The organism is Streptomyces sp. NPDC050085 (assembly GCF_044460595.1).
In the GTDB taxonomy this organism is placed as follows: Bacteria; Actinomycetota; Actinomycetes; order Streptomycetales; family Streptomycetaceae; genus Streptomyces.
In genome coordinates this window covers 155,357-179,173 of record NZ_JBITJZ010000004.1, presented here as the reverse complement: position 1 = coordinate 179,173, position 23,817 = coordinate 155,357, and the positions used below count along the sequence as shown (strand labels likewise).

Below are 23,817 nucleotides of genomic sequence, written 5' to 3'. Positions count from 1 at the left end.
GGTGCTCCCCCGGGTGATGCGCCACATATATCTGCGGTGACGCTACCGCGCGCCCGACTTTCCTGTCCCGGGGACCCCCGGCCCGTTGCTGTCACTCATAGTAAGCCTACGGGTACGGACAGTGGCTAGAGGGTGTGCGGGCCCAATTGGAAAGAGGGGGCGCCGGGTTGACGTACCCAGGCGTCCGTCGGTCGAACCCCGATGGGGCCCACGACCGTCCGGATCAGACGAGAACCGCGTCCACGAAGCACCAGCGCCAGCTCTCACCAGGCTCGAAGGTGCGCATCACGGGATGGCCCGTCTCCTTGTGGTGCTCCGTCGCGTGCTTGTACGGGGACGAGTCGCAGCAGCCGACGTGCCCGCAGACCAGACACAGGCGTAGTTGCACAGGGTGACTGCCGACGGCCAGGCACTCCAGACAGGTCTCACTGAGCGGAGCGGGCTCGGGGTGCGGCAGCGCGTCGACGTGCGGGCACTCGTTCATGATGGCCAGGTTACGTCGGCTGGGGCGACGAGGACGGCGGAAGGCTGGTCATGGACGTATTGCCACTGGTGGGGTTGGTCGCGGCGAGTGCCGCGGTGGCGGGGGCGGCACGCCGGACGCCGGTGCCGGCACCCCTCCTTCTTGTCGCGATCGGCCTGGCCGCGTCCTACGTGCCGAAGATTCCGGAGTACACGCTCGACCCGCACATCGTGCTGCCGCTGATCCTGCCGCCGCTGCTGCACACCGCCGCCCTGGAGAGCTCCTACCTCGACCTGCGGGCCAACATCCGGCCCGTCGCGCTGCTTTCGGTGGGCTACGTCCTGTTCGCCACGGTGGCGGTGGGCTGGCTCGCGTACGAGCTGATCCCCGACCTGCCGCTGACCGCCGCGCTCGTCCTGGGCGCCGTCATCGCCCCGCCGGACGCCGTCGCCGCCACGGCGATCGCCCGCAAGGTGGGGCTGCCGTCGCGGCTCACCACCATCCTTCAGGGCGAGTCCCTCGTGAACGACGCGACCGCGATCACCGCCTACAAGGTCGCGCTCGCCGCGGCCGTGGGCGAAGGCGCGAGCTGGGGCGGCGGCATCCGCGAGTTCCTGATGGCGGCCGTGGGCGGGGTCGGTGTGGGGCTGCTGCTGATGGTGCCGCTTCACTGGCTGCGCAAGCACCTCACCGAGGCCATCCTGCAGAACACCCTCTCGTTGCTCATCCCCTTCGTCGCGTACGCCGCCGCCGAACAAGTAGGCGCCTCGGGAGTGCTCGCCGTGGTGACCGTGGCCCTGTATCTGGGGCACCGGTCCTGGCAGGTCGACTTCGAGACGCGGCTGCAGGAAGCCGCGGTGTGGAAGGTCGTCTCGTTCATCCTGGAGTCGTCGGTGTTCGCGCTCATCGGGCTCCAACTGCGCGTCGTCCTCTCGGATCTCGGCGAGTACAGCGTGGCCCAGGCCGTCTGGTACGCGGTCGCGGTGTTCGTGCTCGTGGTCGTGATCCGCTTCGTGTGGTCGTATCCGGCGACCTACCTGCCGCTGTGGCTGTCGTCGCGCATCAGGGAACGGGAGAGCGACACCGACTGGAAGCGGCCGCTGATCGTGAGCTGGGCGGGGATGCGCGGAGTGGTGTCCTTGGCGGTCGCGTTCTCCATCCCGGTCCAGATGGACGACGGCGACGCGTTCCCCGCGCGCAACCTGGTGCTCTTCCTGACCTTCACCACCGTCATCGGCACCCTCGTCGTGCAGGGGCTCACGCTGCCGCCGCTGATCAAGGCGCTCAAGCTGCCGGGCCGGGACGTGCAGGCCGAGACGCTCGCCGAGGCGCAGGCGCAGAACGTCGCCTCCACGGCCGCCGAGGAGCGCGTGGACGACTTGATGCGGGACGAGCGCAACTGCCTGCCACAGCCGCTCCAGGACCGTCTGCACACCGTCCTCGAGCGGCGCCGCAACTCCGTGTGGGAGCGGCTCGGCCAGCCCAACCCGGTGACGGGGGAGTCCGCCGACGACACCTACCGCAGGCTCGCGCGCGAAGCGATCGCGGCCGAACGCGAGGTCTTCGTACGGATGCGGGACGAGCGGCGGATCGACGACGAGATGATGCGGACGCTGCTGCGCAAGCTGGACCTGGAGGAGGCCGCGGCCTACCGGGAGGTGGACGACTGAGCGCGCTCAGCCGTCCCCGAAGGGGGCGCCTGTGACGACCGCGGCGATCGTCGTGCCCGGTGCGAACCTGCTCGCCTCTGTGAGGGCGACAAGGGCGTACAGCATTTTGGCGACATAGAGATGCTCCACCGGGACGCCGTGCCGGTCCTCGAAGTCCTCGGCGAACGAAGCGAGTTCGGTGGGCACGCGCGCGTAGCCGCCGAAATGGAAGCCGTCCTCGACGTGCCAGGCGCCGCGCGGGCCGCCGAACGCCGCTTCCTGCAGCGCACGGATCTCGGCCGTCAGGAAGCCGCCCTTGAGGACGGAGACGCCGAGTGCCCGCTGGTCGGGGGCGAGCCCGGCGGCCAGGCCGGCGAGCGTGCCGCCGGTGCCGCAGGCGATGGCGACGACGTCCGCGTGACCCCGCAGCTCGTGGCCGAGCCGCGTACAGCCCTGAACCGCGAGGGAGTTGCTGCCGCCCTCCGGGACCACGTACGCGTCCCGGGCGTCGGCGGCCTCGAGCAGCGCGGCCAGGACGTCCGGGGCGGCCTTGCGGCGGTACGTCGACCTGTCGACGAAGTGCAGGCGCATGCCGTCGGCCGTGCAGCGGGCCAGAGAGGGGTTGAGCGGGCGGTCGGCGAGTTCGTGGCCGCGGACGATGCCGAGCGTGGGCACGCCCAGGAGGCGGCCGGCGGCGGCCGTCGCACGCAGGTGGTTGGAGTAGGCCCCACCGAAGGTGACGAGCGCCCGGCCCCCGGCCGCCTCCAGGTTCGGGACGAGCTTGCGCCACTTGTTGCCGATCAGATCCGGGTGGATCAGATCGTCCCGCTTGAGGAGGACGCGTACGCCGTGCCGCGTGAAGCGGTCGTCGTCGATCGCGGTGAGGGGCGACGGCAGGCGCGGGAGCAACTCGGCGGTGGTCGGGTGGGGCACCCGGTCATTGTCGGACATGTGTCCGGGTGCCCGTCGCAACGGCCCGCGCTCACGTCGGGTCCGTGGTCGCGCCCTGGTGCGGGCGCGGGCTACTTCAGCCGGTCCCTGATCCGCTCGCGCATCGACGCCATCGTGAAGCCCTTCGGGTCGATCTTCCCGGGCTGCCACTCCAGGTGGCCGATGACCGAGCGCTCCGTCCAGTCGTGGTGACGGCAGACCGCCGCGGCCGCCCTCTCGATGGCCTCCAGCTGGGCCGCGGGCCAGGGGTCCTCGCCGTCGCCGAGGTTTTCGCACTCGAAGCCGTAGAAGTGGCGGTTGCCGTCCGTGTTCGCCTCGTTGTCGTGCGGCAGCGCCTTCTCCGCGATCACGGCACGCAGGACGTCGTCGTCGCCGAGGCCCGCGTGGTTCGCCCGCCCGTACCCGACCAGGTGCACCCGGCCGTCCTTGGTGATCACGCCGTGGCACAGCGGTCCCGGCAGATCGGCGTGCCCGTCGCGACAGATGCGGACGGTCGCCGCGCTGCCCTCGGTGACCGTGTGATGGATCATCACGCCGTTGACCGGGCCCCAGGCCCCCTTGTGGTTGCGATTGTGATGCTGCCAGTCGCCGACCTCGACCACCGTCAGTCCCTCGTGCCTGAGCGCGGCGAGAAAGCTGCTCGCGGACATGGGTGGGGCCATGGCCGCCTCCTTCGCGGGCGCGACGGCCGCCGGTCGCGTGCCGTCTCGTACCGCTTGCTTGTACCGGAACTGCCCTACGGGGACTACTCGTTCGGATCCCGTGCGAGCCGTTCCGGACACCGGCGACCTGGGGTGATGGACCCAGGGGCCTCTCAGCTGTGCAGGAACCCGTCCCCGTTCGCCGCGATGTGCGCCTCCAGCGCCTGCACCGCCGCCTGCGTGGCCTCGGGGGTGCCGCTGCCCTTGCGCTCCGCGTAGTACGCGGCGCCCAGCTTCTTGAGCAGGTCGGTGCCCGCGCGCTGCGCCTGCACCTCGTCCAGCTTCTGCTTGCCCTGCGCCATCCCGCGCTGCGCCTGCTCCTTGGCACGGTCCAGGAAGCCCGCCATGGTCCTCACTCCGCTCAGTCGATGTCTGTCGTCGGCCGTTTTCCGATCAACGCGCGCCGGGAGCCCCGAGTTCCGGAAAACGCCGCCAATGCCCCGTCCGGACGAGATCCATTCCCGCTCATTTGTGTAATGGCGCGGCCACGTCCGGTGATGGAGGCTTGCGGGCCCAGGCCAGTTCATGATCGGGAGGGCATAGACATGTCGGTAGGCGAAGAGGTCCGCGCGGAGCAGCCGGGGCAGCAGAAGAGCCTCGGGACGGCCGCCGCGCGGAATCTGGCCACCACCACCAAGTCCGCGCCGCAGATGCAGGAGATCAGCTCCCGCTGGCTGCTGCGGACGCTTCCCTGGGTGGATGTGCAGGGCGGCACGTACCGGGTGAACCGGCGGTTGAGCTACTCGGTCGGTGACGGGCGGATCACCTTCGTGAAGACCGGCGATCAAGTCCGGGTGATTCCGGCGGAGTTGGGGGAGCTGCCCGCGCTGCGGGACTTCGAGGGCCTGGACGTCCTGGGCGAGCTGGCCGAGCGGTGCGAGCAGCGGGAGTTCGCGGCCGGCGAGGTGCTCGCCTCGTTCGGGAGCCAGGCGGACGAGGTGTTCCTGCTCGCGCACGGCCGCGTGGAGAAGATCGGCACGGGGCCGTACGGCGACGACGCGGTGCTCGGCGTCCTCGCCGACGGCGCGTACTTCGGTGACCAGGCGCTGCTCGACGCGGAGAGCATCTGGGAGTACACGGCACGTGCGGTGACGGCGTGCACCGTGCTGACGCTGCCGCGCCGTGAGCTCGAGCAGGTGGCCGAGCGTTCCGAGACGCTGCGCGACCACCTCCGGCAGCTGCGCTCCATCCCGGCGCAGCGGGCGAACACGTACGGCGAGAAGGAGATCGACCTCTCCGCGGGCCATGTCGGCGAGGCGGTCCTGCCGGGCACGTTCGTCGACTACGAGTCGGCGCCGCGCGAGTACGAGCTGAGCGTCGCGCAGACCGTGCTGCGCATCCACACGCGCGTGGCCGATCTCTACAACCAGCCGATGAACCAGACGGAGCACCAACTCCGGCTCACCGTCGAGGCGTTGAAGGAGCGCCAGGAGCACGAGCTGATCAACAACCGCGAGTTCGGTCTGCTCAACAACTGCGAGTACGACCAGCGCATCCAGCCGCACGACGGAGTGCCGGGACCCGACGACATGGACGAGCTGCTCAGCAGGCGGCGCGGCTCCAAGCTGTTCCTGGCGCACCCGAAGGCGATCGCCGCGTTCGGCCGGGAGTGCAACAAGCGGGGTCTGGTCCCCGAGAGCATCGACGTGGGCGGGCACCGCATCCCGACCTGGCGCGGTGTGCCGATCTACCCGTGCGCCAAGATCCCGGTCTCGGACGCCCGGACGACGTCGATCATCTGCATGCGTACGGGAGTGGAGGACCAGGGCGTCATCGGCCTGCGCCAGTCGGGCATCCCGGACGAGATCGAGCCGAGCCTGTCGGTGCGGTTCATGGGCATCAGCGAGCAGGCGATCATCTCGTACCTGGTGACGACGTACTACTCGGCGGCGGTCCTGGTGCCCGACGCACTGGGGGTCCTGGAGAACGTCGAGATCGGCCGGTGGCGGTGACGAACCGCGTCCGGAATGTCGTGTCCCCGCCCGAAAGGGCGGGTACACCGAAGGGGTACGCGCCCAGCAGCAGCGGAACCGCCACCGCCCGCGCCCTGACCGGGGTGAGTCCATGACGCAGCCGACCTCAACGACACAGACGCGAGCGGCAGTCGAGCCTGCCGGGGCGCACAGCGAGGGAACGGGGAAGAGGGGGCCGGGGGCACCGGAGGCGCACGAGGCGTCGGCGATCCTGGCGCGGGCCCGGGCGTTCGTCGACCCCGAGCTGCGGCGCGCGGTCGAGTCACTGCCGGGGTCCATACGCCGCGTCGCCCTGTACCACTTCGGCTGGGAGCACGCGGACGGCACACCCGCCGCGGGGAACGCGGGCAAGGCGGTGCGGCCCGCCCTGGTCCTGGCCGCGGCGCGGGCCCTCGGCGGGCACGAGGGCCGGGCGGTACGGGCGGCGGCCGCCGTCGAGCTGACCCACAACTTCACACTGCTGCACGACGACGTGATGGACCGCGACGCCACGCGCCGGCACCGGGCGACCGCGTGGACGGTGTTCGGGGACGCCGATGCCATCCTCGCGGGCGACGCCCTGCAGGCGCAGGCGCAGCGGCTGCTCGCCGAGGACGCGCACCCGGCGGCCCCGGCCGCCGCGGCCCGACTCGCCGCCTGTGTCGTGGAGTTGTGCGCGGGCCAGTCCACGGACATAGCCCTGGAGCGCCGCGACCCCGCACAGGTCTCCCTCGAGGAGACGCTCACCATGGCCGAGGCCAAGACCGGGGCGCTGCTCGGCTGTGCCTGCGCGCTCGGCGGGCTCTACGCGGGCGCGGACGAGGCGGAGGTGGCGGCGCTCGACGCGTTCGGGCGGGCCGCGGGCCTCGCCTTCCAGCTCATCGACGACGTGATCGGCATCTGGGGCGACCCGGCCCGCACCGGCAAGCCGGCCTGCGCCGATCTGGCCGTACGCAAGAAGTCCCTGCCGGTCGTTGCGGCGCTGGCCTCCGGCGGCCCGGCGGCGGACGAACTGGCGGCGTTGTACGGGCCGCCGGGCGCCGGCAAGGAGACCGCGGCCGAGCTCGAGGCGATCGCGCTGGCCGTCGAGCGCGCCGGTGGGCGTGACTGGGCGCAGGAGCAGGCGGCGGACCAGATGGCACGGGCCCTGCACCGCCTCGCCCAGGCGGTCCCGGTCCCGGAGGCGGCGGGCGGGCTGCTCTCCCTCGCGGAGTTCGTGACGAGGCGCGGGTACTGAGGCCCTTTCCGGCGGGGGCTTCTCGTGTGGCCTCGGGGGCCTCCTGTACGGGCTCCCAGGCGAGGTCTTCCTGTGCGGCTTGCCCGGTGTGGCCTGCTGGCCCGGCAATCCGGCGGGCTCTCCCGGCGGGCTCTCCCGGCGGGCTCGTCCCGCGCGGCCTTCTTGGCGGGGCCTTCCCGGTGTGGCTTCTGCGGCGGGATCTGCTGGTCCGGCGTTCCGGTATTCCGGCGGGGCTTGCTGGTGCGGTATTCCGGTGGGGCCTGTTGGCCTGGCGTTCTGGCGGGGCTTGCTGGTCCGGTATTCCGGCGGGATCTGCTGGTCCGGCGTTCCGGCGGGAGCTGCCCGTACGGCCTCCCTGGCGGAGGCTTCTCATACGGCTTCTCCAGAGTGGCCCCCCGGGTGGGCCCCGGGGCACCTTCCCGGTGCGGTCTTCGCGATGCAGGACTGACCGGGCGTACCGGCCCGACGAGATGATGACGGGGAAGTGGGCCCGGCGCGCCCACGGGAGGCCCATAGGGGGGTGCGGCGATCGTCCAGCCGCTAGAACAGCCGCGATTGCCGTAACCCCCCCGCACCTTCCGGAAGGAATCCCATGTCCACCCGTCGCACCACCATCGGGGTCGTCGCCTCCGCCGCGCTTGCCGTCCTCGTCACCCCTGCCCTCGCGCACGCCGACGGCGGTGACAACCTCACCGAGACGTACGTCCCGGCGATGGCCAAGGTCAACCAGCCCATCGACACGGCCCAGTTGAGGTCCGTGCCGGACGCCATGACCAAGGTGCTCGACAAGCTGGCCATGAGCCGCAATGACCAGGTCCACCAGACCGTGGCCGGCGGCTGAGCCGACCGCGCTCCACCGCACCGCCTTCACGGGCACGGGCACGGGCCCCGCATTCCGCCGCGATCCGGGCGGAGCGCGGGGCCCGTGCCCGCGTACGGGAGTGATCGCTTAGGCTGCCGACCACCGGACAGGGCAAGCGAGTTGGGCCGCATCGGCCAGGGGGGATCCGAGATGGGCGTGGCGATGCGCAGAGCGGGGCGGGGCGAGCGGGATCTGGTCGTGGCGCTGCTCGACGAGGCGTTCCGGGAGGACCCGGTCAGCAGCTGGGTGTTCCCCGGGGAGGAGCACCGGCGGGCCCGGCACGCGGGCCTGATGGGGGCGTTCACCGACATCACGTTCGACGAGGGGTACATCGACCTCGCCGAGGACGGTGCGGCCGTCGCGCTGTGGATGGACATGCCGGGCGACCCGCATGTCGAGGGTGACCCGCACACCGAAGGCGCCCCGCACACCGAGGATGAGCAGGATGAACAGGGCGACGACGCCGCTCAGTTGCGCGCCGCCGTCGACCCCGACAACGAACGGGTCGAGCAGATAGCCCGGTTGACGGCCGCCGCGCATCCCGTGGGCCGCGCGCACGTCTACCTGTGGATGATCGGCGTACGTCCCGGTCGGCAGGGCGAGGGCCTCGGCACCGCGCTGATGGCGCCCGTCCTGGAGCGCTGCGACCGCGAGGGGCTGCCCGCATATCTGGAGGCCAGCAACGCCCGCAGCCGGGCCCTGTACGAGCGGCTCGGTTTCGTCTTCACCGGTACGGCGGTCGAGCTCCCCGGCGGTCCGACGATGTGGCCCATGTGGCGGGAGCCGCAGGGCAGTTGAGGCACCCGCCCTCAGGCGGCATCACCGGGCCCGCGTTCACCCCTCAGGGATGATCCGCTCCACCAGCCGCTCCACCACACCGTCCGGCACGCTCGCGCCCGGGATCGCACCGTCCAGCATCCCCGGCATCGTGAGGTGTTCCAGGATCAGGCCGAGCATGCCCAGGTAGAGCAGGGTGACCTCCTCGGCGCCGCCGGGCAGGCCGGACGCGGCGTGGAAGGCGATGCCCTCGTCGAGGTCGCCGCGCAGCGACTTCATCAGGGACGCGCGCAGCTCGGGCCGGCGTCCGGCCTCCAGGCGCATCTCCATCAGTGCGAGGAACCCGGTGCGGTCGCGCTGGGCGCGGCCCATCAGATCGTGCATGAACGCCCTGACCAGGGCCCGGTTCCTGGGCCGCTCGAGCAGCTCCGCGACGATCTCGGGGTCCGGCGCGAGCCGCTCGTGCAGCCAGCTGTCGATCTGGGCGAGCAGGTCGTCGCGGTTGGCGAAGTAGTTGGACGACGTGCCCGTCGGCACGCCCGCCGCCGTGTCCACCGCGCGGAACGTCAGACCGCGCGCACCCTCCGCCGCGAGCACGTCCACGGCCGCGTCCACGAGGGCCGCTCTGCGCTCCGGATTCCTCACCATCGTCCCGACTCCTCTCACACCGTCCCGGGTGCGTCCCGGTAAACCCCTTGCAACCACTACAGATGAAGCACTATAACTGAAGTGGTTCGGGCGCAGGGGGTGCCCGACGGACCAGTCACCTACGAAAAGAGACCAGCTTGCGCAAGCTCACGTACTTCGTCGCCGTCTCCATCGACGGCTTCATCGGGGACGAGTCCGGTGACGGCAACATGTTCATGCCCTACGTCGACGCGGACTTCCTGGAGTTCCTCATGGGCGAGTACCCCGACACCCTGTCGACCCCGGGCCGCGAGGCCTTCGGCATCGCGGGGGTCGAGAACAAGAAGTTCGACACCGTGATCCAGGGGCGCGCCAGCTATCAGGTAGGCCTCGACGCCGGCCTCACCAGCCCGTACGGGCATCTGCGCGAGTACGTCGCGACGCGCAGCCTCACCGAGTCGCCGCACCCGAACGTCGAGCTGATCCGCGACGACGTCGTCGGAAAGATCCGCGAACTCAAGTCGGAGGACGGCGAGTTGGGAATCTGGCTGTGTGGCGGCGCGCAGCTGGCCGGGCTGCTCGCGGACGAGGTCGACGAGCTCGTGATCAAGACGTACCCCGTGCTCTTCGGTGGCGGCATGCCGATGTTCGGCGGCCGCAAGTACAGCTTCGAAGCGTTCTCGCTCGAAGAGAACCGCACCTTCGGCAACGGTGTGATCGTCCGCCGGTACACCAGGAAGCGGTAGCGCTCCGCTGCCACACTGGAGGCCCGGTCACCCGGCCCCGAAAGAACCCGGGAAGAAGATGCGCGGGCGGTGTCGAGAGCGCTCGGGACGCTCCGACGTCTCAGGTGAAGCCGCCCGCACACGGTGGGCGGCCCGTGGTCAGCGCCGGCCCGTACCCGGAGACCAAGGAACTCCTGTGCGGCTACTGGGTGTTGGAGTGCGCGAGCCTGGAGCGCGTCACCGAGATCGCCGGGCGGGTCCTGCAGTGCCCGGGCCCCGAGGGCGCGTCCCAGTACCCGATCGTGCTCCGGCAGATCATGGAAGGCGGCGGCGACGTGTGCTGACACCGCCACCGCCACCGCCGTACGCGGCCGAGGACGCGGTGCTCGCCGCCGCCCGGCAGTGGCCCGCGGACGGGATTCCGGACAAGCCGCGCGGCCGGCTGATCCGGGTTGCCTCCCGGCGCGCCGAGGACACCGACTGGCCGCAGATCCTCGCCCTGTACGACCTGCTGGTCGGGGTCGCGCCCGCCGGGGACCCGATGGCCTCGCTCGGCCGGGCCGTCGCCGTCGCCATGGTGCACGGCCCCGCCGCCGGACTCGCCGCGGCCGACGAACTGGCCGGCGCGCTCGCCGGACACCACCGGCTCGCCGCCGTCCGCGCGCACCTGCTGGAGCGCGCGGGGGACAGGGACGCGGCCCGCGCCGCCTCTCAGGAGGCCGCCGCGGGCACGCTCAGCGCGCCCGAACAGCGCTGTCTGCGCCTGCGGGCGGCCCGACTCGGTCAGGGGCGGCCCGGCTAGGTTGAGGGCATGACCGAACTGCTTCACCTCACCGAGCGCGCCCTGTGGGAGAGCGCCCTCGCCGCCGGCACGTACGAGATGTCGACCCGCGGCAAGACCCTCCAGGAGGAGGGGTTCATCCACTGCTCGTACCCGCACCAGGTGCGGCGGGTCGCCGAGATGCTGTACGGCACGGACCAGGACCACGGCGAGCTGGTGCTCCTCGTCGTCGACCCGGCGCGGCTCGACGTGCCGCTGCGCGTCGAGGAGATCGCGCCCGGAGGGGAGCAATTCCCGCACCTGTACGGGCCGTTGAGTGTGCACGCGGTGCGGGAGGTACGGGCGTGGCCGCGCCCCGAACCGCGTAGCCAGAAGGAGCGCATGCTCGCCGGTGACCTCTACCTCGCCGACGATCCCGAGCTCTCGGCCGACGCGCTGCGCGCCGCGGAGCTCGGCGAGCGCTACAACGCGAGCACCGTCACCGACCTGCCTGCACGCCGATCGCTGCTGCGCGAACTGCTCGGCGAGGTGGGCGAGGACGTCGTGGTGCGCCCGCCGCTCTCCGTCGACTACGGGCAGCACATCAGCATCGGCGCGCGCACCTTCGTCAACTGCGGGGCGGTGATGCTGGACGTCGCGCCGATCCGGATCGGCGAGGACGTGCAGATCGGCCCGAACGTCCAACTCCTCACACCCACCCACCCGTTGGACGCCGAGCAGCGCCGCGAAAAGTGGGAGGCCGCGCGACCCATCACCATCGGTGACAACGTCTGGCTGGGCGGTGGCGTCATCGTCTGCCCCGGTGTCACGATCGGCGCGAACACGGTGGTGGGCGCCGGCTCCGTCGTCACCCGCGACCTGCCGCCCGACGTGGTGGCGGTGGGCAATCCGGCGCGCGTGGTACGGAAGTCGGGGGAGTCGCCGGAATGAGACGCAGGGGGGTGCTGTGCGCCGCCGCGGGGGCGGTCCTGATCGGATGCGTCGGGGGCGACGTGGGCGCGGTCGGGCACGTGTGGGCGTGGGCCGACGGGACGCCGGTGGTGTGGTCGGACGAGGAGATGCCCGAACTGCCGCTGGACGCCTACGAATTCGGGGGCAGGGACAAGAAGGACTTCGACGATCTCGACGCCGCGCGGAACCTGCTCGTGCAGCGCTGCATGGTCCGGCGCGGATTCGCCGACTTCCCGCGCGAACCCAAGTACCCGGGCATCGGCGGAAAGAGCGCCACCACCGCGTCCCTCGTGGCCGTGTCCACCGGCCCGGTCGGCCCCTACGACCTGGGCAACGCGCGGCGCTGGGGCTACGGCTGGGACCCGGAGAAGAAGATGTCCCTGCCCGAGCCGAAGGGCCGGGAGATGACGACCGAAGAGGTCGGGGTCTACTACGGCGACGGGAGCGCCCCGCACACCGGCTGCTCCGGGGAGGCGTCCGACCGGATCGAGCGCGGCGTGAGCGACTCCCGGCGCATGTGGTCGTACGTCGGCGGGCGCGAGATGGCGGTGCGCGACCAGGTCGACCGGGATCCGCAGATGCGGCGCGCCTACCGGGCCTGGGCCGACTGCGTGGTGGACAAGGGCTTCAAGCGGTACGCCAACCCCGTGCGGGCCTTCGACGACAAGGCCTGGAAGCGCGGCCAGAACGGCAACACCACCCGGACGGACCGCGAGCTGGGCACGGCCGTCGCCGACATCGCCTGCAAGCGCGCCCACAACACGGCGGGTGTCTGGTGGACCGTCGCGCGACGCCTGCAGCAGCGCGAACTGGCCCGCCACCAGGGCGAGTTCGAGGCCGTGCGCAAGGACCGCGACACGCTGCGAGCGAACATCCGGGACGTCCTGGGCGCGGCCTGAGCGAGCCGGTCCCCCCCCGCGGCGCCATGTCCGGTACGTTCCGCGAGCCCCTCGGCGGCCCCGACCGCTTCACCCGCGAGTTGGGCTTCCGGCACCTCGGATCGAGTCCGTCATCGCCGTCACGAAGGCGTCCCGCGTCGCGTCGTCGACCAGGTCGAGCGAGAGGTACGGGTTGAGGTCCTCCAGCTCCACCAGGAGCAGGCCGCCCTCGGGGGTGCGGCAGGCGTCGACGCGCTGGATGCCGTACGGGAGGGTGTTCCACTCGATGAACGAGCGGGCGAACTCCCGGTCCGCGTCGGTGACTTCGTAGGGGCGCAGCTCCCAGCGGCGCTCCGGGTCGGGTGCGTAGAGGGCGTACATGAGCCGGTCGTCGACGAAGTAGAAGGAGACCTCGTAGCGGAAGTCGATCCGGGGCTGGACCAACAGGCCCTCGGAGTAGGGGAGTTCGGCGAGGCCGGCCGGGTCGACGAAGCGCAGTCCCATCGAGTCGGCGCCCAGCTTCGGCTTCGCCACGTACGACGGGACGGTCGGCAACTGCCCCAGGTCCTCGGCCCGGTCGACGGTCGGGATCACGGGGTATCCCGCCCCGGTCAGCTCCAGCAGGTACTCCTTGCCCGCCATGTCGCCGTGTCCGTACAGCGGGTTGTAGACGTTCGTGCCGCGTTCCAGGGCCCGGGCGCGGAAGGTGTCGTACGCCTCCTGGTAGCCGAGCACGGGACCGCTGTTGCGGACCACGACCGTGTCGAAGTCGTCCATCAGGCCTGCCGCGTCCAGTGGATGGCACAGCGCGAGGTCGAAGGACGCGCGGAGCCGGGACGTGAGGAAGATGTCCTCGTCGCAGTAGCGGCGGCCGCGGGCCTCGTAGGCGAGATCGGTGACGTAGAGGACGTGGGGGCGGCGGGACATGGGTGACTCCTGGGGCGCGGGCGGCTGCGGTGGGCAGCGAGTCCAGTCTCCCTGATCGGCCGGCGGGCGGCGGCGCCCGGTGTCCGTCGCCGAGCCGGTCGAGGCTGAGGCTGTCCGTGTGATTCGGCGGGCGGCTGCCGGAGCGGCAGCATTCGTATGCCGGTCATTTCATGCGTAAGTGGACGGGTTCGCGCGGCTCGTCCGGGCCGCATCCCGTACCCGAAGGAAGCGAAACGTGACTTCTCGCTCGCTCACCCGGATCGCCGTGACCGCCGCGACCCTGCTGGCCGTCGCCCTGCCGGGGGTGGCGCAGGCCTCCGCCGACACCGCGCCGAAGGACAAGTGCTGGCGCTACCAGGCGACGGTCAACCGCCACCAGGACAAGCTCGACGAGCTCAACGCGAAGATCGACCCGGTCGCGGAGCAGATCGAGGTGCTCGAGCACGTGTACCAGGCCGCCGACGGCGAGGCCAACTACTGGGACACCGTCTGGTTCGAGGCCCGCGACTGGGTCAAGTACCTGGAGCAGGACGACTCGGGCGAGTTCTCCGCGGCCGACTACGAGGCCGCGGTCAAGGCCCGCGACGAGGCCAGGGCGAACCTGGACCGGGCCAACGCGGAGGCGGGCAAGGCCTACGAGGAGCTGCGGAAGGTCCAGCAGGACCCCAAGCTCCTCGAGGAGCGCGCCAAGACGCAGAAGCTGCTGACGCGGGCCGAGAAGGCCCTCGCCAAGTGCGAGGCGCAGCCCGCCGCGTGATGCGCCACCGCTGACGAAGGGGCCCGGCCGGAATTCCGGCCGGGCCCCTTCTGAAACTCACTGACCTGCAAGGGTGCACCGCTCGCCGGTCAGTGGGAGGTGGTGTTGAACCGGGTTGAACTGGGTTCAACCGCCTCCGGATCAAGCCTTCTTGGTCTCCCAGAAGATCTTGTCGATCAGTCATCGGGATGGAGTCGCCGGGCGTGCCGGTGGCCACGCTCGCGGCCACGAACGGCAGGGAGATCCGCCAGAAATCCGTACCGAACGTCGTGGTGCTGCCGATGGTGAGCTGGATCGCGACGTGGCAGATCCGGCCGATCTTCATGTACTGACCGGTGAGCGTCCCGTTGCCGAGCGAGGGGTTGGCGGTCTGCGCGGTCCAGGCCGGGGTGTACGGCGTCCAGGCGCCGAGGAAGCTGTTGAACTGGTCGCGGATCTCGGAGTTGAGCATGGCGGCGGTGACGGTCTCGCCGACCGACCAGGTACGCGGGGTGAACGTCACGCCGCCACCACCTTTGCGGCCGCGGCCTCGGCGGCGCGGTAGGGGTTGGCCGGGTCGCCGGGGTGCCACCAGTTGCGCAGGTGCGGCTGTGGGATCGTCATCAACTGCTGCTCGATCGCCGCGACTTCGACCGGGGTGGTAACGGTGAGCGGAACCCAGCCGTAGCCGCACTCGGTGCAGCCCCGGCGCGGATCGGCCAGGGAGACGATCGCGGCCGAGCCACACGCAGTTCGCCAGCCAGCGGTTCTGGTTGACGAACGCGTACACGGGCGGGGCGTCGGGCAGGGTGTCGGCGGGCAGGGGGACGCGGCGGCCCATCCGATACCCGATCCACCGGTAGACCAGCTCGGCCCCGGCCGCATCTACCCAGGCGTTCGCGGGGAGTTGGGGCGGTGGCAGGTAGTACGTCCCGGCGCGGACGAGCGCGACGGGCATAGGGATTCCTCACGACTGAAAAGCGCCGGATCGGCGAACGGAGCGGTGGAAGTCCGCGGCATGGCCGGGCCAAAATGGGGCAGGCGCACAGCGCAGATTGACCCGCGGGCGCCACGCCGACCGGGAGCCGCATCGGGTTCCTGGGCGCCCGCCCATGGGTGGCCCCCGCCTCCGGGGTAGGTGGCGGGGGCCACTCGCCCGCCGCGTGCGACGGTGCGCACGTCGCGCGCCGGCGCCGACTCCGCCGCGTGAACGTGTCGGCCACCAGGGTTTCACGGCAACTCGATCTGGGCGCCGGACAGTTGGCGTATTCCACCCGTTCGCGAGGTGGCCGCGATCTTGCGGGTTAGTAGGCGAGGCGGGTGGTGGTGCCGAGCACCGAGTAGGCGGTGTCGTCCAGGACCCACACCGAGTCGGTCGATGACGCCGGGGTGTGGAACTGGAGCAGATGGCTGTTGTGCTTGATGGTCTCGGTGTAGCCCTCGACGGTGACCCGCATCGTGGGGCCCCCAGTGGGCGTGGGAAAGCGGCCGGTGCGGAACGTAAACTCCCGCACCGGCCGCCGGTGCTCTTGTGGAAACCCGGTTCGGCGTCTGCATGTCAGGCAGGGAACTGTTGGCGACAGAGCCAGTCGGGCCGGACGGATTTCGGGTGGGTCAGCTGAACTTGAAGTTGGCGTAGTGGTCGCTGTTGTCGCCCAGCTTCAGGTCGAAGGTGCGGCAGGTGTTCTTCCAGGCGCTGTCGGTCTTCCACACATAGGTGTACGTGTCGGTGGCCGCGTTGTAGGTCAGGCTGGACTGCCCGGCGCCGGTGGTCTCCTCGACCGGGTCGATGGGCGCGCCGGTGTCGCAGGTGACGTTCTGCGAGACCGGGTAGCCGGACGCGAAGATGTCCAGGCCCTGGTCGCCGCCCAGGCTGAACTTGATGGGCACGGCCCGTCCGGCCTTCATCGAGTTGACGGTCGGCGGGTTGTCCACCGGCTGGAAGAACCCGGTGAAGGTATAGGTCGGGCCGGCCGGGCTGATGGTCGTGGTGGTGCTGTCCGAGCCGGTGACGTCTCCGGTCACGGCGGCACTGGCGGTGACCGTGCCGGCGGCGGTGGGCATCACGTGCAGGGTGATGGTGCCCGTGGGGTAGTGCGGGACGGGGCTGCCGCAGTGGGCGTGGGTGCCGGACACCGAGAAGCAGAAGAGGAGCGGGTTGTCGGTGGAGTAGCCGGTGAACGTCGCCGCTGCCCCGGTCAGGTCGACGGTGACGTCATAAGGCTCGTCGTTCGGGCCCGTGTTGGGGATGGTGACGACGTAGTCGTACGCGGTGTTCGCCTGGACGGGGTCGGCCGAGTCGGTGATCTGGATGACGGCGTCCGCATGGGCCACGCCGGTGGTCGCCAGCATCCCGGCGGCGCTCAGCGCCGCGGCGGCCAACAGAACCGACAGCTTATGGAACAGCCTCGCCCGGGGGCGACGGGCGGGCAGGTTCGAGGACATGGGGCACTCCGATTCTGCCGGCCGGTGTCGCAACAGGGCCCGAAGGGCCTGGGATAGGGCGGTGGCACGGGCCGGCATGGCGCGCGGTGCGGGACCGTGGCGGGCAACGACGAGACCTTGGGTCCGGTCGCCTGCCACCAGGCCGTGCGGGCACCTGAGGTGACCGCACGGGGGGTGTTTCACCTCGTGCCCGCCCACCATCCCGCTGCGTTCGGCAACCATGCCAGGGACAAATGGCCCAGTCCGCGCGCCAATGGGCCCCACGCCGAATTGGCCTGATTGTGCCGCAAGTTCCTGTTCATTCCTGACCGGCGAGCAGCTGTTGAAGGCTCATTCCGACCGCCATGCCGCAAGACTCCCGACAGGACGAGTCACTCCTTCCCGTCTGCGCTGTCACCCCAGAGTGAAACGCTCAGTGGCGCGGGAGCCCGTAGCGGGCGGCCAGCGCGCTCATGCGCACATCGAGGGGCAGGCCCGGGCGCTGAGTGGACACAACCGGCTCAGCGGGCTTCTGTACGTCGCGAGTGGACTCACCCGGCTCGCGCTCGATGTGTACGAGGTCGAGGAGTTCGGGGCGGTGGCGGGCGGCGGCCTCGAGGGCGGCGTAGTCGCCGCGCCGGTCCAGCGCCCGCGCCACGGCCTTCAGCTCGGCCTCGGTCTCGGGGTGGGCGGGGAAGGTGACCGCGGACACCTCCACGAGGCGCACCTCGCGGATCACGCGGACGTCGACCTCGACGGGGTCGGCGCCGTCGATCTCGATCGTCTCGGTGGCCCAGTCGTCCTTGATGACGTAGAACCCGAAACTCATGCCGGTGATGTTGCCGTTGCGCAGGTTCGCCGACAGGTCCCGTACGTAGGACAGGTCGCCGTCCAGCGCGGAGTCGACGGCCAGGCCGCGCTCGTCCTCGGCGAGGGTGAGGGTGCCGGCCGACATGCGGGAGACGACGTAGTACGAGTCGTGATCGATGAGCATGCGGGCGTCGGCCTCGGCGAGCGTCTTGGTGAACGCCCCCGCGGCGATCTCCTCGTAGAAGCCCCAGCGCAGCGGATTCCCGATCGCGGTACGGGAGTTGAACACGGACGCGTACCCGGTGAACCGGTGCTCGCCGTCCTCGCTCGCGCGGAGGGTCACGCCCGCGTCGGCGAGCGCCAGGCGGCGCCGCTCCTCACTGCTCGTCATCGTCGCCACGGTCGCCTCCTTGGTCGGTGTGCTCGGCCAGCAGGCGGCGGGCCTCGGCCATCAGCGCGGCCGCGCGGGCGGGAACGGACCCGCCGTCGTCGGCCAGTGGGTTGGAGCCCAGCGGCGCCATGTAGGTGGGCTGCAGGTAGGTGTCGCCCTCCGGCCCCGCGATCGGCGGCAGCAGCTCCTTGGTGATGCGCTGCTCGGTCGGGGACAGCCACGTCGGGCCGAGGTCGAACGTCACCCAGCCCTGCGCCTGCTGCTCCAGCCCCGTACCCCACGAGGTGCTCTTGGCCGTCTCCATGAGGAGGAACAGCGGCACCCCGAACATGCGGGCTACCTCGGTGATCTGGAACTCGCGGGACTCCAGGAACTGCGCGTCCTTCAGCGGCATCGTCACCGGCTTGAACGACGCGCCGGCATCGAGCACGGCGACTTCGTGGGCGTTCTCGATGCCGCCGACCTTGGCCTGCCACCGCGCCTTCAGTGCCTGGGCCTGCTCGGCGTTCAGGCGCTGCTCGGTCTGCAGCACCCCGGAGACCATGTTGCCGCGGCCGAACAGCTTGGACGCGCCGAGCTCGGCGGCCTGCGCGAGCCCGATGCCCTGGCGGTGCGCGGCGACCGGGGACAGGCCCTGCAGCCCGTCGTAGCCGATCCCGGGCAGGTGCAGCAGCTCCCGCGGCGTGAACCGGTGCACCTCGCCCCAGTCGTCCGTCGCGTAGAAGAACTTGCCCGACGGGTTCTCGGCGCTCGGCCGCTCGCGGTCGACGGCGACCCGGTCCGGGCTGATCGGCCACAACTCCTTGACCTGCCCGGACATCGGGCCGCGCAGCTTCTGCAGATACGCGTTGCCCCACAGCACCCGGTGCACGTAGGCGAGGCGCCACAACTCCAGCGGCGTCAACTCCGGGTGCGGGTCGGCCAGCAGCGCCGACGCGGTGCGGTCCTTGGTGCCCGCCTTGTAGGTGTGCAGCGGCAGTGCGGCGGAGACACCGGCGATGACGGCGACCGAGCGCCACACCGCCGGCATGTGCAGCGACGAGCGCTCGGAGACCTGGACCCCGGCCTCGGAGCGCGGCCCGCCGAGCCACTCCAGCAGGGATGCGTCGGTGAGCGCGGTGGCCGGGTTCTCCGGCGACGAGCGGCGGTCGAACAGCCCGAAGAGGCTCACGACGACACCCCCTTGCGTTCGGGCCCGGGGGCCGCGGCCTGCGCCCGCTCGACGGCGAGCACGCCCAGTACGCCGCCCAGGATGAGCGCGAGCGGCACGGACAGCAGGCCCACGCCGACGAGGGCCAGGACGACGAACACCAGCTCCAGCAGGGCCAGTACGCGCATGCTCACCACAGGTTCGGCGCCCCTTCCTCTTCCTCGACCTCCGCGCCGAGCCTCCACTTGGCGAGCGTCGCCGCCACCAGCGGGGAGATGTCCACCGAGACGATCCGCCGCGCCCACGCCCACGCATCGCCCAGCGGCCGCTTCTGCGCACCCGCCAGTGCCGAGGCCAGCGGTGCGTCATCGAAGTGAGTGATCTCCTGCGCGGCCACGGCGTCGTAGAACTGGCCGCAGGCCGCGGCCACTTCGCGCGCCTTGGGCTGCACGACCGTGACGCCGATCCCGTCCTCGTCGTCCTCCAGGGCGGCGATGAGCGACCCGGCCGGGCCCGCCCCGTCGACCATCCAGCAGCGCGGGCCCCACCGCTCGTGCAGCTCCCTGGCCCGCTGAACGATCCAGCCCGTCCCGGGCCGGTGGTCGACCACGGTGACGTGCACGCCACCCCGCCACGGGAAGGCCGCGCAGATCGCCGCGGGCGACCGCTCCGGTGTCATGTCGAGGGCGAACGCCACGCCCTGGCCGCGCTCGGCGTCCGCGACCGCCAGCGCCCGCCACGCCTCCTCGCCGATCACCTGCCACTCTCCGCCTCGTCCGAGGGGTACACGCCGACGCCGAGCCGCTCGCGCTCGAAGATGCCCGACGAGCCGAGCGACGCCCGCTCGTTGCGGACGAACTCCGGAGTGATGAGGTAGCCCAGCGACGGGTTCGCCCTGGCCCACGACGCCGGAGCGTCCGCGTCGTCGTGGACGGTGCAGCCACGCGGGCACTCGTCGACGTGCGGATCCACCGACCACTCGAAGTACGCGAGCGACGGGTCCGGTACGCCTGCCTCCAGCGCGGCCAAGGCGCGGCGCCGCAGACGGGCCAGCTGCACGGACAGAGCGCCGATCCCTGCTGAACCCAGGTACCAGATCTGCGGGTTGGAGACAGCCGACAGGGTAGGTCGGCATCAGGGCGCCCATCGCGTCGTTGCCCAGGATCATGTCCTCGTCGAGGATGATCGTGTCCCCGGTGAACCCTCGGCCGCTGCCTCCGGAGCGGGCCAGGAAGTGCAGCTTCTGCCCGCTGACCAACTCGATGCTGGTCTCGGTCGTGTTGTTCAGGACCCGCTTGACGCGCTTGCTCAGGGCAGGCGTGCCGAGGATCAGGGACCGGATCCGCTCGAACGCGACACGCGCCGTCTTGAACTCGTGCGCGGAGTGGATGATGACGCGCTCACCGAGCAGGAACAGCCCGGCGAGTTCCCGGGCCTCGATGACGCCGCCCTTGCCGTTCTGCCGCGGGACGTTGACCGCCACCTCCATCGCGGCCCACTGTCCGTCGGCGCGCTCCCGCATCCCGATGTCGAGGACGTGCTGCTGCCACGGGAACAGATCCAGTCGGACTCATCGGAGTCAACCCGGTGCCGGCGCAGCGCCGACGCCGCGGCAAGTACGTGTCGGAGGAGTCCAACGAGGACACCTGTGTCTACCCGAGCCCGCTCCAGGCATTGCTCATATCGGAGAACGCCCGGATCGTCCGCGGCCTGGTCGGCGAAGCCTTCATGCTCACGAAGCCGCAAGCCGATCCGGGTCGACGACCAGTTCTACGGACGCTTCTGGAACCCCATCGTCATGGGCCACGACGAGTTGCCGCAGATTCGTGGCCGAGCGCATCGCCCGGAGATCCCGGCCGTCGAGGGCGTGGAGGGGATGGTGCCCCATGGGGCCCGCCACGCCGGGCGCGTGTGGCTGGAGGAGGACGGTATCCCGGAGTCAGCCATCGATGAGCGCATGGGGCACAAGGTCCGCCGCCGGACGGGCAGGGGCAACTCCACGTATCGGCACGTGACGCCTGCCATGCGGCGCAGGATCGCGAGGGTGCTACAGCGACGTTGGGAGCGGGCGGTGAGGGAGCGTCAAAAGATGATCTCCCAAAACTCTCCCAGTTGGTCTTCAGGCGCTGACCTGAACGCCGAAGGGGCTCGGCCGGAGTTCCGGCCGAGCCCCTTCAAAAAGCCCACTGACCTGCAAGGGTGCACCGCTCGCCGGTCAGTGGGAGGTGGTGTTGAACCGGGTTGAACTGGGTTCAACCGCCTCCGGATCAAGCCTTCTTGGTCTCCCAGAAGATCTTGTCGATCTGGGCGATGTAGTCCAGGGCCTTCTGGCCCGTGGCCGGGTCCTTCGACGCCTTGGCGGCCGAGAGGGCCTTCAGGGTGTCGTTGACCAGCTGGTGCAGCTCCGGGTACTTCTCGAAGTGCGGGGGCTTGAAGTAGTCGCTCCACAGCACCGACACGTGGTGCTTGGCAAGCTCGGCGCGCTGCTCCTTGATGACCGTGGCGCGTGCCTGGAAGTGCACGTCGTCGTTGCCGGCCATCTTCTCCTGGACGGCCTTGACCGACTCGGCCTCGATGCGGGCCTGGGCCGGGTCGTACACGCCGCAGGGGAGGTCGCAGTGAGCGCTGGCCTTCACCTTGGGGGCGAACAGGCGGGAGAGCATGTAGCTGTTCCTTCCTCGTGATCGTCTTCTCAGGTGGGACATTACTCCGTGCAGGACGGGTTTTCTCGGGTGCCCCCGGGGGCTTAGGACAAAAGTCCAGGGCGAGACTGGGACTGGTGGAGGATGGGACCGGGGATCCGAGAGGACTCTGCGGACCCGAGGTGCGGTTGATGGAAACCGGGGAGGTCGTCCGATGCCCGAGGCGGTCGAGGAAGCGCGCGAGGCGAAGGTGCCGTTCCAGTTGATCGAGGTGGACGGCCCGTCGATGGTGCCGACGCTCTACCACGGCGACTGGATGCTGGTGCAGTACGGCGCCAGGGTGCGGCCCGGCGACGTGGTCGTGCTGCGCCATCCGTTCCAGCAGGACCTGCTGGTCGTGAAGCGGATCGCCGAGCGGCGCGAGGGCGGTTGGTGGGTGCTCGGGGACAACCCCGGGGCCGGCGGGGACAGCACCGTGTACGGGGTCGTGCCGGACGAGCTGGTGCTCGCCAAGGTCCGCGGCCGGCTGCGGCGCCGCAAGCCGTGGGCCGAGGGCGAGGGTCAGCGGTCGGTGGCGGCCGTGCTGTCGTGGGTCTTCTCCGCCGTGCGCCCGGTGTCCGCCCGGTCCGCCTCCAAGCGCTTGCGGGCCCGGTAGGCGGCGACGTTGGCGCGGGTCGCGCAGCGGTCCGAGCAGTAGCGCCGGGAGCGGTTCGTGGACGTGTCCAGGTACGCGTTCCGGCACGGTGCCGCCTCGCACAGGCCGAGGCGGTCCACGCCGTACTCGGTGAGGTGGAAGGCGAGTCCCATCGCGGCGATCGCGGCGTAGCCCGCCGTCGCGTTGGACGGGTGGTCGGCCAGGTGCATGTGCCACAGCGGCCGGCCGTCGTCGTCCCGGTGGTGGTGCCCGGAGATCTGCGGGCTCACCGGGAACTCCAGCATCAGCGAGTTCAGCAGGTTCACGGCGAGCTCCTCGTCGCCGCCGTCCGCCGCCTCGAAGACCGTACGCAGCCGTGCCCGTACGTTCCTGAAGCGCGTGAGGTCGGTCTCCGTGACGCGGCGGGCCATCTCCTGGCTGGGCCCGAACAGCTCGCGCACCGCCTCCACGGAGGTCAGGTTGTCCTTGCCGCGGCCCGGCTCCTCGCTGTTGACGAGGCGCACTGCGTAGTCCGAGTAATAGGCCAGTTCCACTTGTAGTCCTTACCGGGGCGGTCTATCGTCAGGGGCGAGCGGAAGTAATGCTCGCTTTGGCTTTCAGGGTATTACGCGCCAGGGTGCGCGGCGCCGTACGGGAGGGACTCCGTCCATGTCTGACACCACCGACACCACCCGCGCCACCGACTGGCGCGCCTGGCAGAACAGCTGGGACCGGCAGCAGGAGTGGTACATGCCCGACCGCGAGGAGCGGCTGGGCGTGATGCTCGACATGGTCGAGGCGTGCGTGGGCCGGGCCCCGCGGGTGCTCGACCTCGCCTGCGGTACGGGGAGTATTACGGACCGGCTGCTCAAGAGGTTCCCGGAGGCGACGAGCGTCGGCGTCGACCTGGACCCGGCCCTGCTCGCCATCGCCCGCGGCACGTTCGAGGGCGACGAGCGGGTCTCCTTCGTCACCGCCGACCTCAAGGACCCGCAGTGGACGCGGGCGCTGCCGCACCAGACGTACGACGCCGTGCTCACCGCCACCGCCCTGCACTGGCTGCACTCCGAACCCCTCGCCGTCCTCTACGGTCAACTCGCCGGCCTCGTACGGGAAGGCGGCGTCTTCATGAACGCGGACCACATGATCGACCAGACGACGCCGCGGATCAACGCCGCGGAGCGGGCCCTGCGGCACGCGCGGATGGACTCGGCGAAGGACGGCGGCGCGGTGGACTGGGCCGAGTGGTGGGCGCTCGCCGCGCAGGACCCGGTCCTGGCCGAGCCCACCGCGCGGCGCTTCGAGATCTACGGGGAGCACGCGGACGGGGACACGCCGTCGGCGGCCTGGCACGCGCAGGCGCTGCGCGGGGCCGGGTTCGGTGAGGCCCGGGTCGTGTGGGCCTCGCCTTCCGATGCGCTGGTGCTCGCGCTGAAGTGACGGTTCGCGTCTGCCTCCAGCGGTTGTTCGCCGGGGGCGGCTTTCGTCGTGGCTGGTCGCGCAGTTCCCCGCGCCCCTGGGCGGCCTGCGCTGCGCGCGGCCTTCCAGG

At 70.9% G+C, this 23,817-nt stretch carries 28 protein-coding genes and 2 pseudogenes; 15 read left to right on the top strand and 15 right to left on the bottom strand.

Annotation, left to right across the window (positions count from 1 at the left end; genetic code table 11):
• Window positions 1-223: 223 nt before the first annotated feature.
• A complete protein-coding gene (locus tag ACIBUY_RS16925) occupies window positions 224-484 on the bottom strand; it encodes a UBP-type zinc finger domain-containing protein (RefSeq protein ID WP_365562894.1) in 261 nt (86 codons plus the stop codon).
• 50 nt (window positions 485-534) lie between these two features.
• Here ACIBUY_RS16925 and ACIBUY_RS16920 point away from each other — a divergent pair, with 50 nt between their 5' ends.
• Window positions 535-2,133, top strand: a complete 1,599-nt coding sequence (locus ACIBUY_RS16920) for a Na+/H+ antiporter (protein ID WP_365562896.1) — start codon at window positions 535-537, stop codon at window positions 2,131-2,133.
• A gap of 6 nt (window positions 2,134-2,139) precedes the next feature.
• Here the strand turns inward: ACIBUY_RS16920 and ACIBUY_RS16915 are convergent, their stop codons facing one another.
• The 3 genes from ACIBUY_RS16915 to ACIBUY_RS16905 all read right to left on the bottom strand — a co-directional run bounded on the left by ACIBUY_RS16915 (window position 2,140) and on the right by ACIBUY_RS16905 (window position 4,111).
• Window positions 2,140-3,063 carry a 1-aminocyclopropane-1-carboxylate deaminase/D-cysteine desulfhydrase gene (locus ACIBUY_RS16915; RefSeq protein WP_399152934.1) on the bottom strand — a complete coding sequence of 308 codons (924 nt, stop codon included), beginning with the start codon at window positions 3,061-3,063 and terminating at the stop codon, window positions 2,140-2,142.
• 71 nt (window positions 3,064-3,134) lie between these two features.
• Window positions 3,135-3,725, bottom strand: a complete 591-nt coding sequence (locus ACIBUY_RS16910; RefSeq protein WP_399152933.1) for an N-acetylmuramoyl-L-alanine amidase — start codon at window positions 3,723-3,725, stop codon at window positions 3,135-3,137.
• Between the two features lie 152 nt (window positions 3,726-3,877).
• Window positions 3,878-4,111 (bottom strand): hypothetical protein, encoded by a 234-nt coding sequence (locus ACIBUY_RS16905; RefSeq protein ID WP_365562904.1) that lies wholly within the window; start codon window positions 4,109-4,111, stop codon window positions 3,878-3,880.
• Between the two features lie 198 nt (window positions 4,112-4,309).
• On the opposite strand from ACIBUY_RS16905, the gene ACIBUY_RS16900 reads away from it, so the two are divergent.
• The 4 genes from ACIBUY_RS16900 to ACIBUY_RS16885 all read left to right on the top strand — a co-directional run bounded on the left by ACIBUY_RS16900 (window position 4,310) and on the right by ACIBUY_RS16885 (window position 8,613).
• Complete coding sequence (locus ACIBUY_RS16900) at window positions 4,310-5,716, top strand: family 2B encapsulin nanocompartment shell protein (RefSeq protein WP_365562906.1); 1,407 nt, start codon at window positions 4,310-4,312, stop codon at window positions 5,714-5,716.
• 112 nt (window positions 5,717-5,828) lie between these two features.
• Window positions 5,829-6,953: a family 2 encapsulin nanocompartment cargo protein polyprenyl transferase gene (locus ACIBUY_RS16895; protein ID WP_365562909.1), complete on the top strand. Its 1,125-nt coding sequence runs from the start codon at window positions 5,829-5,831 to the stop codon at window positions 6,951-6,953.
• A gap of 592 nt (window positions 6,954-7,545) precedes the next feature.
• Window positions 7,546-7,794, top strand: a complete 249-nt coding sequence (locus ACIBUY_RS16890; RefSeq protein WP_399152932.1) for a hypothetical protein — start codon at window positions 7,546-7,548, stop codon at window positions 7,792-7,794.
• 171 nt (window positions 7,795-7,965) lie between these two features.
• Complete coding sequence (locus ACIBUY_RS16885) at window positions 7,966-8,613, top strand: GNAT family N-acetyltransferase (protein ID WP_399152931.1); 648 nt, start codon at window positions 7,966-7,968, stop codon at window positions 8,611-8,613.
• A gap of 36 nt (window positions 8,614-8,649) precedes the next feature.
• On the opposite strand, the gene ACIBUY_RS16880 is transcribed toward ACIBUY_RS16885, so the two are convergent.
• Entirely contained in the window at window positions 8,650-9,240 is a 591-nt protein-coding gene (locus ACIBUY_RS16880; protein ID WP_365562918.1) for a TetR family transcriptional regulator, read from the bottom strand.
• A 137-nt stretch (window positions 9,241-9,377) separates the two neighbouring features.
• Here ACIBUY_RS16880 and ACIBUY_RS16875 point away from each other — a divergent pair, with 137 nt between their 5' ends.
• From ACIBUY_RS16875 to ACIBUY_RS16850, 6 genes and pseudogenes are all read left to right on the top strand, one after another.
• Entirely contained in the window at window positions 9,378-9,965 is a 588-nt protein-coding gene (locus ACIBUY_RS16875) for a dihydrofolate reductase family protein (RefSeq protein ID WP_399152930.1), read from the top strand.
• A gap of 125 nt (window positions 9,966-10,090) precedes the next feature.
• Window positions 10,091-10,288, top strand: a pseudogene (locus ACIBUY_RS16870) (YciI family protein); the annotation flags it as partial.
• Window positions 10,282-10,746, top strand: coding sequence for a hypothetical protein (locus ACIBUY_RS16865; protein WP_399152929.1), 465 nt, complete (start codon window positions 10,282-10,284; stop codon window positions 10,744-10,746). The pseudogene ACIBUY_RS16870 and the gene ACIBUY_RS16865, both read left to right, overlap by 7 nt.
• A gap of 9 nt (window positions 10,747-10,755) precedes the next feature.
• Window positions 10,756-11,073: pseudogene (locus ACIBUY_RS16860) on the top strand (DUF952 domain-containing protein); the annotation flags it as partial.
• A 33-nt stretch (window positions 11,074-11,106) separates the two neighbouring features.
• Entirely contained in the window at window positions 11,107-11,655 is a 549-nt protein-coding gene (locus ACIBUY_RS16855; protein ID WP_365563291.1) for a sugar O-acetyltransferase, read from the top strand.
• Window positions 11,652-12,575, top strand: coding sequence for a hypothetical protein (locus tag ACIBUY_RS16850; protein ID WP_399152928.1), 924 nt, complete (start codon window positions 11,652-11,654; stop codon window positions 12,573-12,575). Before ACIBUY_RS16855 ends, ACIBUY_RS16850 begins: the two co-directional genes overlap by 4 nt.
• A 69-nt stretch (window positions 12,576-12,644) precedes the next feature.
• Here ACIBUY_RS16850 and ACIBUY_RS16845 read toward each other — a convergent pair whose 3' ends face one another.
• Complete coding sequence (locus ACIBUY_RS16845; protein WP_365562927.1) at window positions 12,645-13,481, bottom strand: hypothetical protein; 837 nt, start codon at window positions 13,479-13,481, stop codon at window positions 12,645-12,647.
• Between the two features lie 235 nt (window positions 13,482-13,716).
• Between ACIBUY_RS16845 and ACIBUY_RS16840 the strand changes: the two genes are divergently transcribed.
• Both ACIBUY_RS16840 and ACIBUY_RS16835 read left to right on the top strand, forming a co-directional pair.
• Complete coding sequence (locus ACIBUY_RS16840; protein ID WP_365562930.1) at window positions 13,717-14,238, top strand: hypothetical protein; 522 nt, start codon at window positions 13,717-13,719, stop codon at window positions 14,236-14,238.
• A gap of 203 nt (window positions 14,239-14,441) precedes the next feature.
• Window positions 14,442-14,570, top strand: a complete 129-nt coding sequence (locus ACIBUY_RS16835; protein ID WP_399152927.1) for a hypothetical protein — start codon at window positions 14,442-14,444, stop codon at window positions 14,568-14,570.
• A gap of 951 nt (window positions 14,571-15,521) precedes the next feature.
• Here the strand turns inward: ACIBUY_RS16835 and ACIBUY_RS16830 are convergent.
• The 8 genes from ACIBUY_RS16830 to sodN all read right to left on the bottom strand — a co-directional run bounded on the left by ACIBUY_RS16830 (window position 15,522) and on the right by sodN (window position 21,655).
• Window positions 15,522-15,674, bottom strand: a complete 153-nt coding sequence (locus ACIBUY_RS16830) for a hypothetical protein (protein ID WP_365562935.1) — start codon at window positions 15,672-15,674, stop codon at window positions 15,522-15,524.
• Window positions 15,675-15,831: 157 nt separating this feature from the next.
• A complete protein-coding gene (locus tag ACIBUY_RS16825; protein WP_399152926.1) occupies window positions 15,832-16,662 on the bottom strand; it encodes a PxKF domain-containing protein in 831 nt (276 codons plus the stop codon).
• A gap of 412 nt (window positions 16,663-17,074) precedes the next feature.
• Entirely contained in the window at window positions 17,075-17,842 is a 768-nt protein-coding gene (locus ACIBUY_RS16820; RefSeq protein ID WP_365563293.1) for an HK97 family phage prohead protease, read from the bottom strand.
• The gene (locus tag ACIBUY_RS16815) at window positions 17,829-19,013 is read right to left on the bottom strand and encodes a phage portal protein (protein WP_399152925.1); all 1,185 of its coding nucleotides are present in this window, start codon (window positions 19,011-19,013) and stop codon (window positions 17,829-17,831) included. The genes ACIBUY_RS16820 and ACIBUY_RS16815 overlap by 14 nt, the downstream gene beginning before the upstream one ends.
• A complete protein-coding gene (locus tag ACIBUY_RS16810) occupies window positions 19,010-19,180 on the bottom strand; it encodes a hypothetical protein (RefSeq protein WP_365562941.1) in 171 nt (56 codons plus the stop codon). Before ACIBUY_RS16810 ends, ACIBUY_RS16815 begins: the two co-directional genes overlap by 4 nt.
• A 2-nt stretch (window positions 19,181-19,182) precedes the next feature.
• Window positions 19,183-19,749 carry a hypothetical protein gene (locus ACIBUY_RS16805; protein ID WP_399152924.1) on the bottom strand — a complete coding sequence of 189 codons (567 nt, stop codon included), beginning with the start codon at window positions 19,747-19,749 and terminating at the stop codon, window positions 19,183-19,185.
• Window positions 19,746-20,051, bottom strand: coding sequence for a hypothetical protein (locus tag ACIBUY_RS16800; protein ID WP_399152923.1), 306 nt, complete (start codon window positions 20,049-20,051; stop codon window positions 19,746-19,748). The genes ACIBUY_RS16805 and ACIBUY_RS16800 overlap by 4 nt, the downstream gene beginning before the upstream one ends.
• A gap of 1,208 nt (window positions 20,052-21,259) precedes the next feature.
• The gene (gene sodN / locus ACIBUY_RS16795) at window positions 21,260-21,655 is read right to left on the bottom strand and encodes a superoxide dismutase, Ni (RefSeq protein ID WP_365562947.1); all 396 of its coding nucleotides are present in this window, start codon (window positions 21,653-21,655) and stop codon (window positions 21,260-21,262) included.
• Window positions 21,656-21,848: 193 nt separating this feature from the next.
• On the opposite strand from sodN, the gene sodX reads away from it, so the two are divergent.
• Complete coding sequence (sodX, locus tag ACIBUY_RS16790) at window positions 21,849-22,289, top strand: nickel-type superoxide dismutase maturation protease (RefSeq protein ID WP_365562948.1); 441 nt, start codon at window positions 21,849-21,851, stop codon at window positions 22,287-22,289.
• On the opposite strand, the gene ACIBUY_RS16785 is transcribed toward sodX, so the two are convergent.
• On the bottom strand, window positions 22,196-22,822 hold the full coding sequence (locus tag ACIBUY_RS16785) for a CGNR zinc finger domain-containing protein (RefSeq protein ID WP_365562951.1): 627 nt from the start codon (window positions 22,820-22,822) through the stop codon (window positions 22,196-22,198). The genes sodX and ACIBUY_RS16785 overlap by 94 nt on opposite strands.
• Before the next feature lie 115 nt (window positions 22,823-22,937).
• On the opposite strand from ACIBUY_RS16785, the gene ACIBUY_RS16780 reads away from it, so the two are divergent.
• Window positions 22,938-23,708 carry a class I SAM-dependent methyltransferase gene (locus ACIBUY_RS16780; RefSeq protein WP_365562954.1) on the top strand — a complete coding sequence of 257 codons (771 nt, stop codon included), beginning with the start codon at window positions 22,938-22,940 and terminating at the stop codon, window positions 23,706-23,708.
• Window positions 23,709-23,817 lie beyond the last annotated feature (109 nt).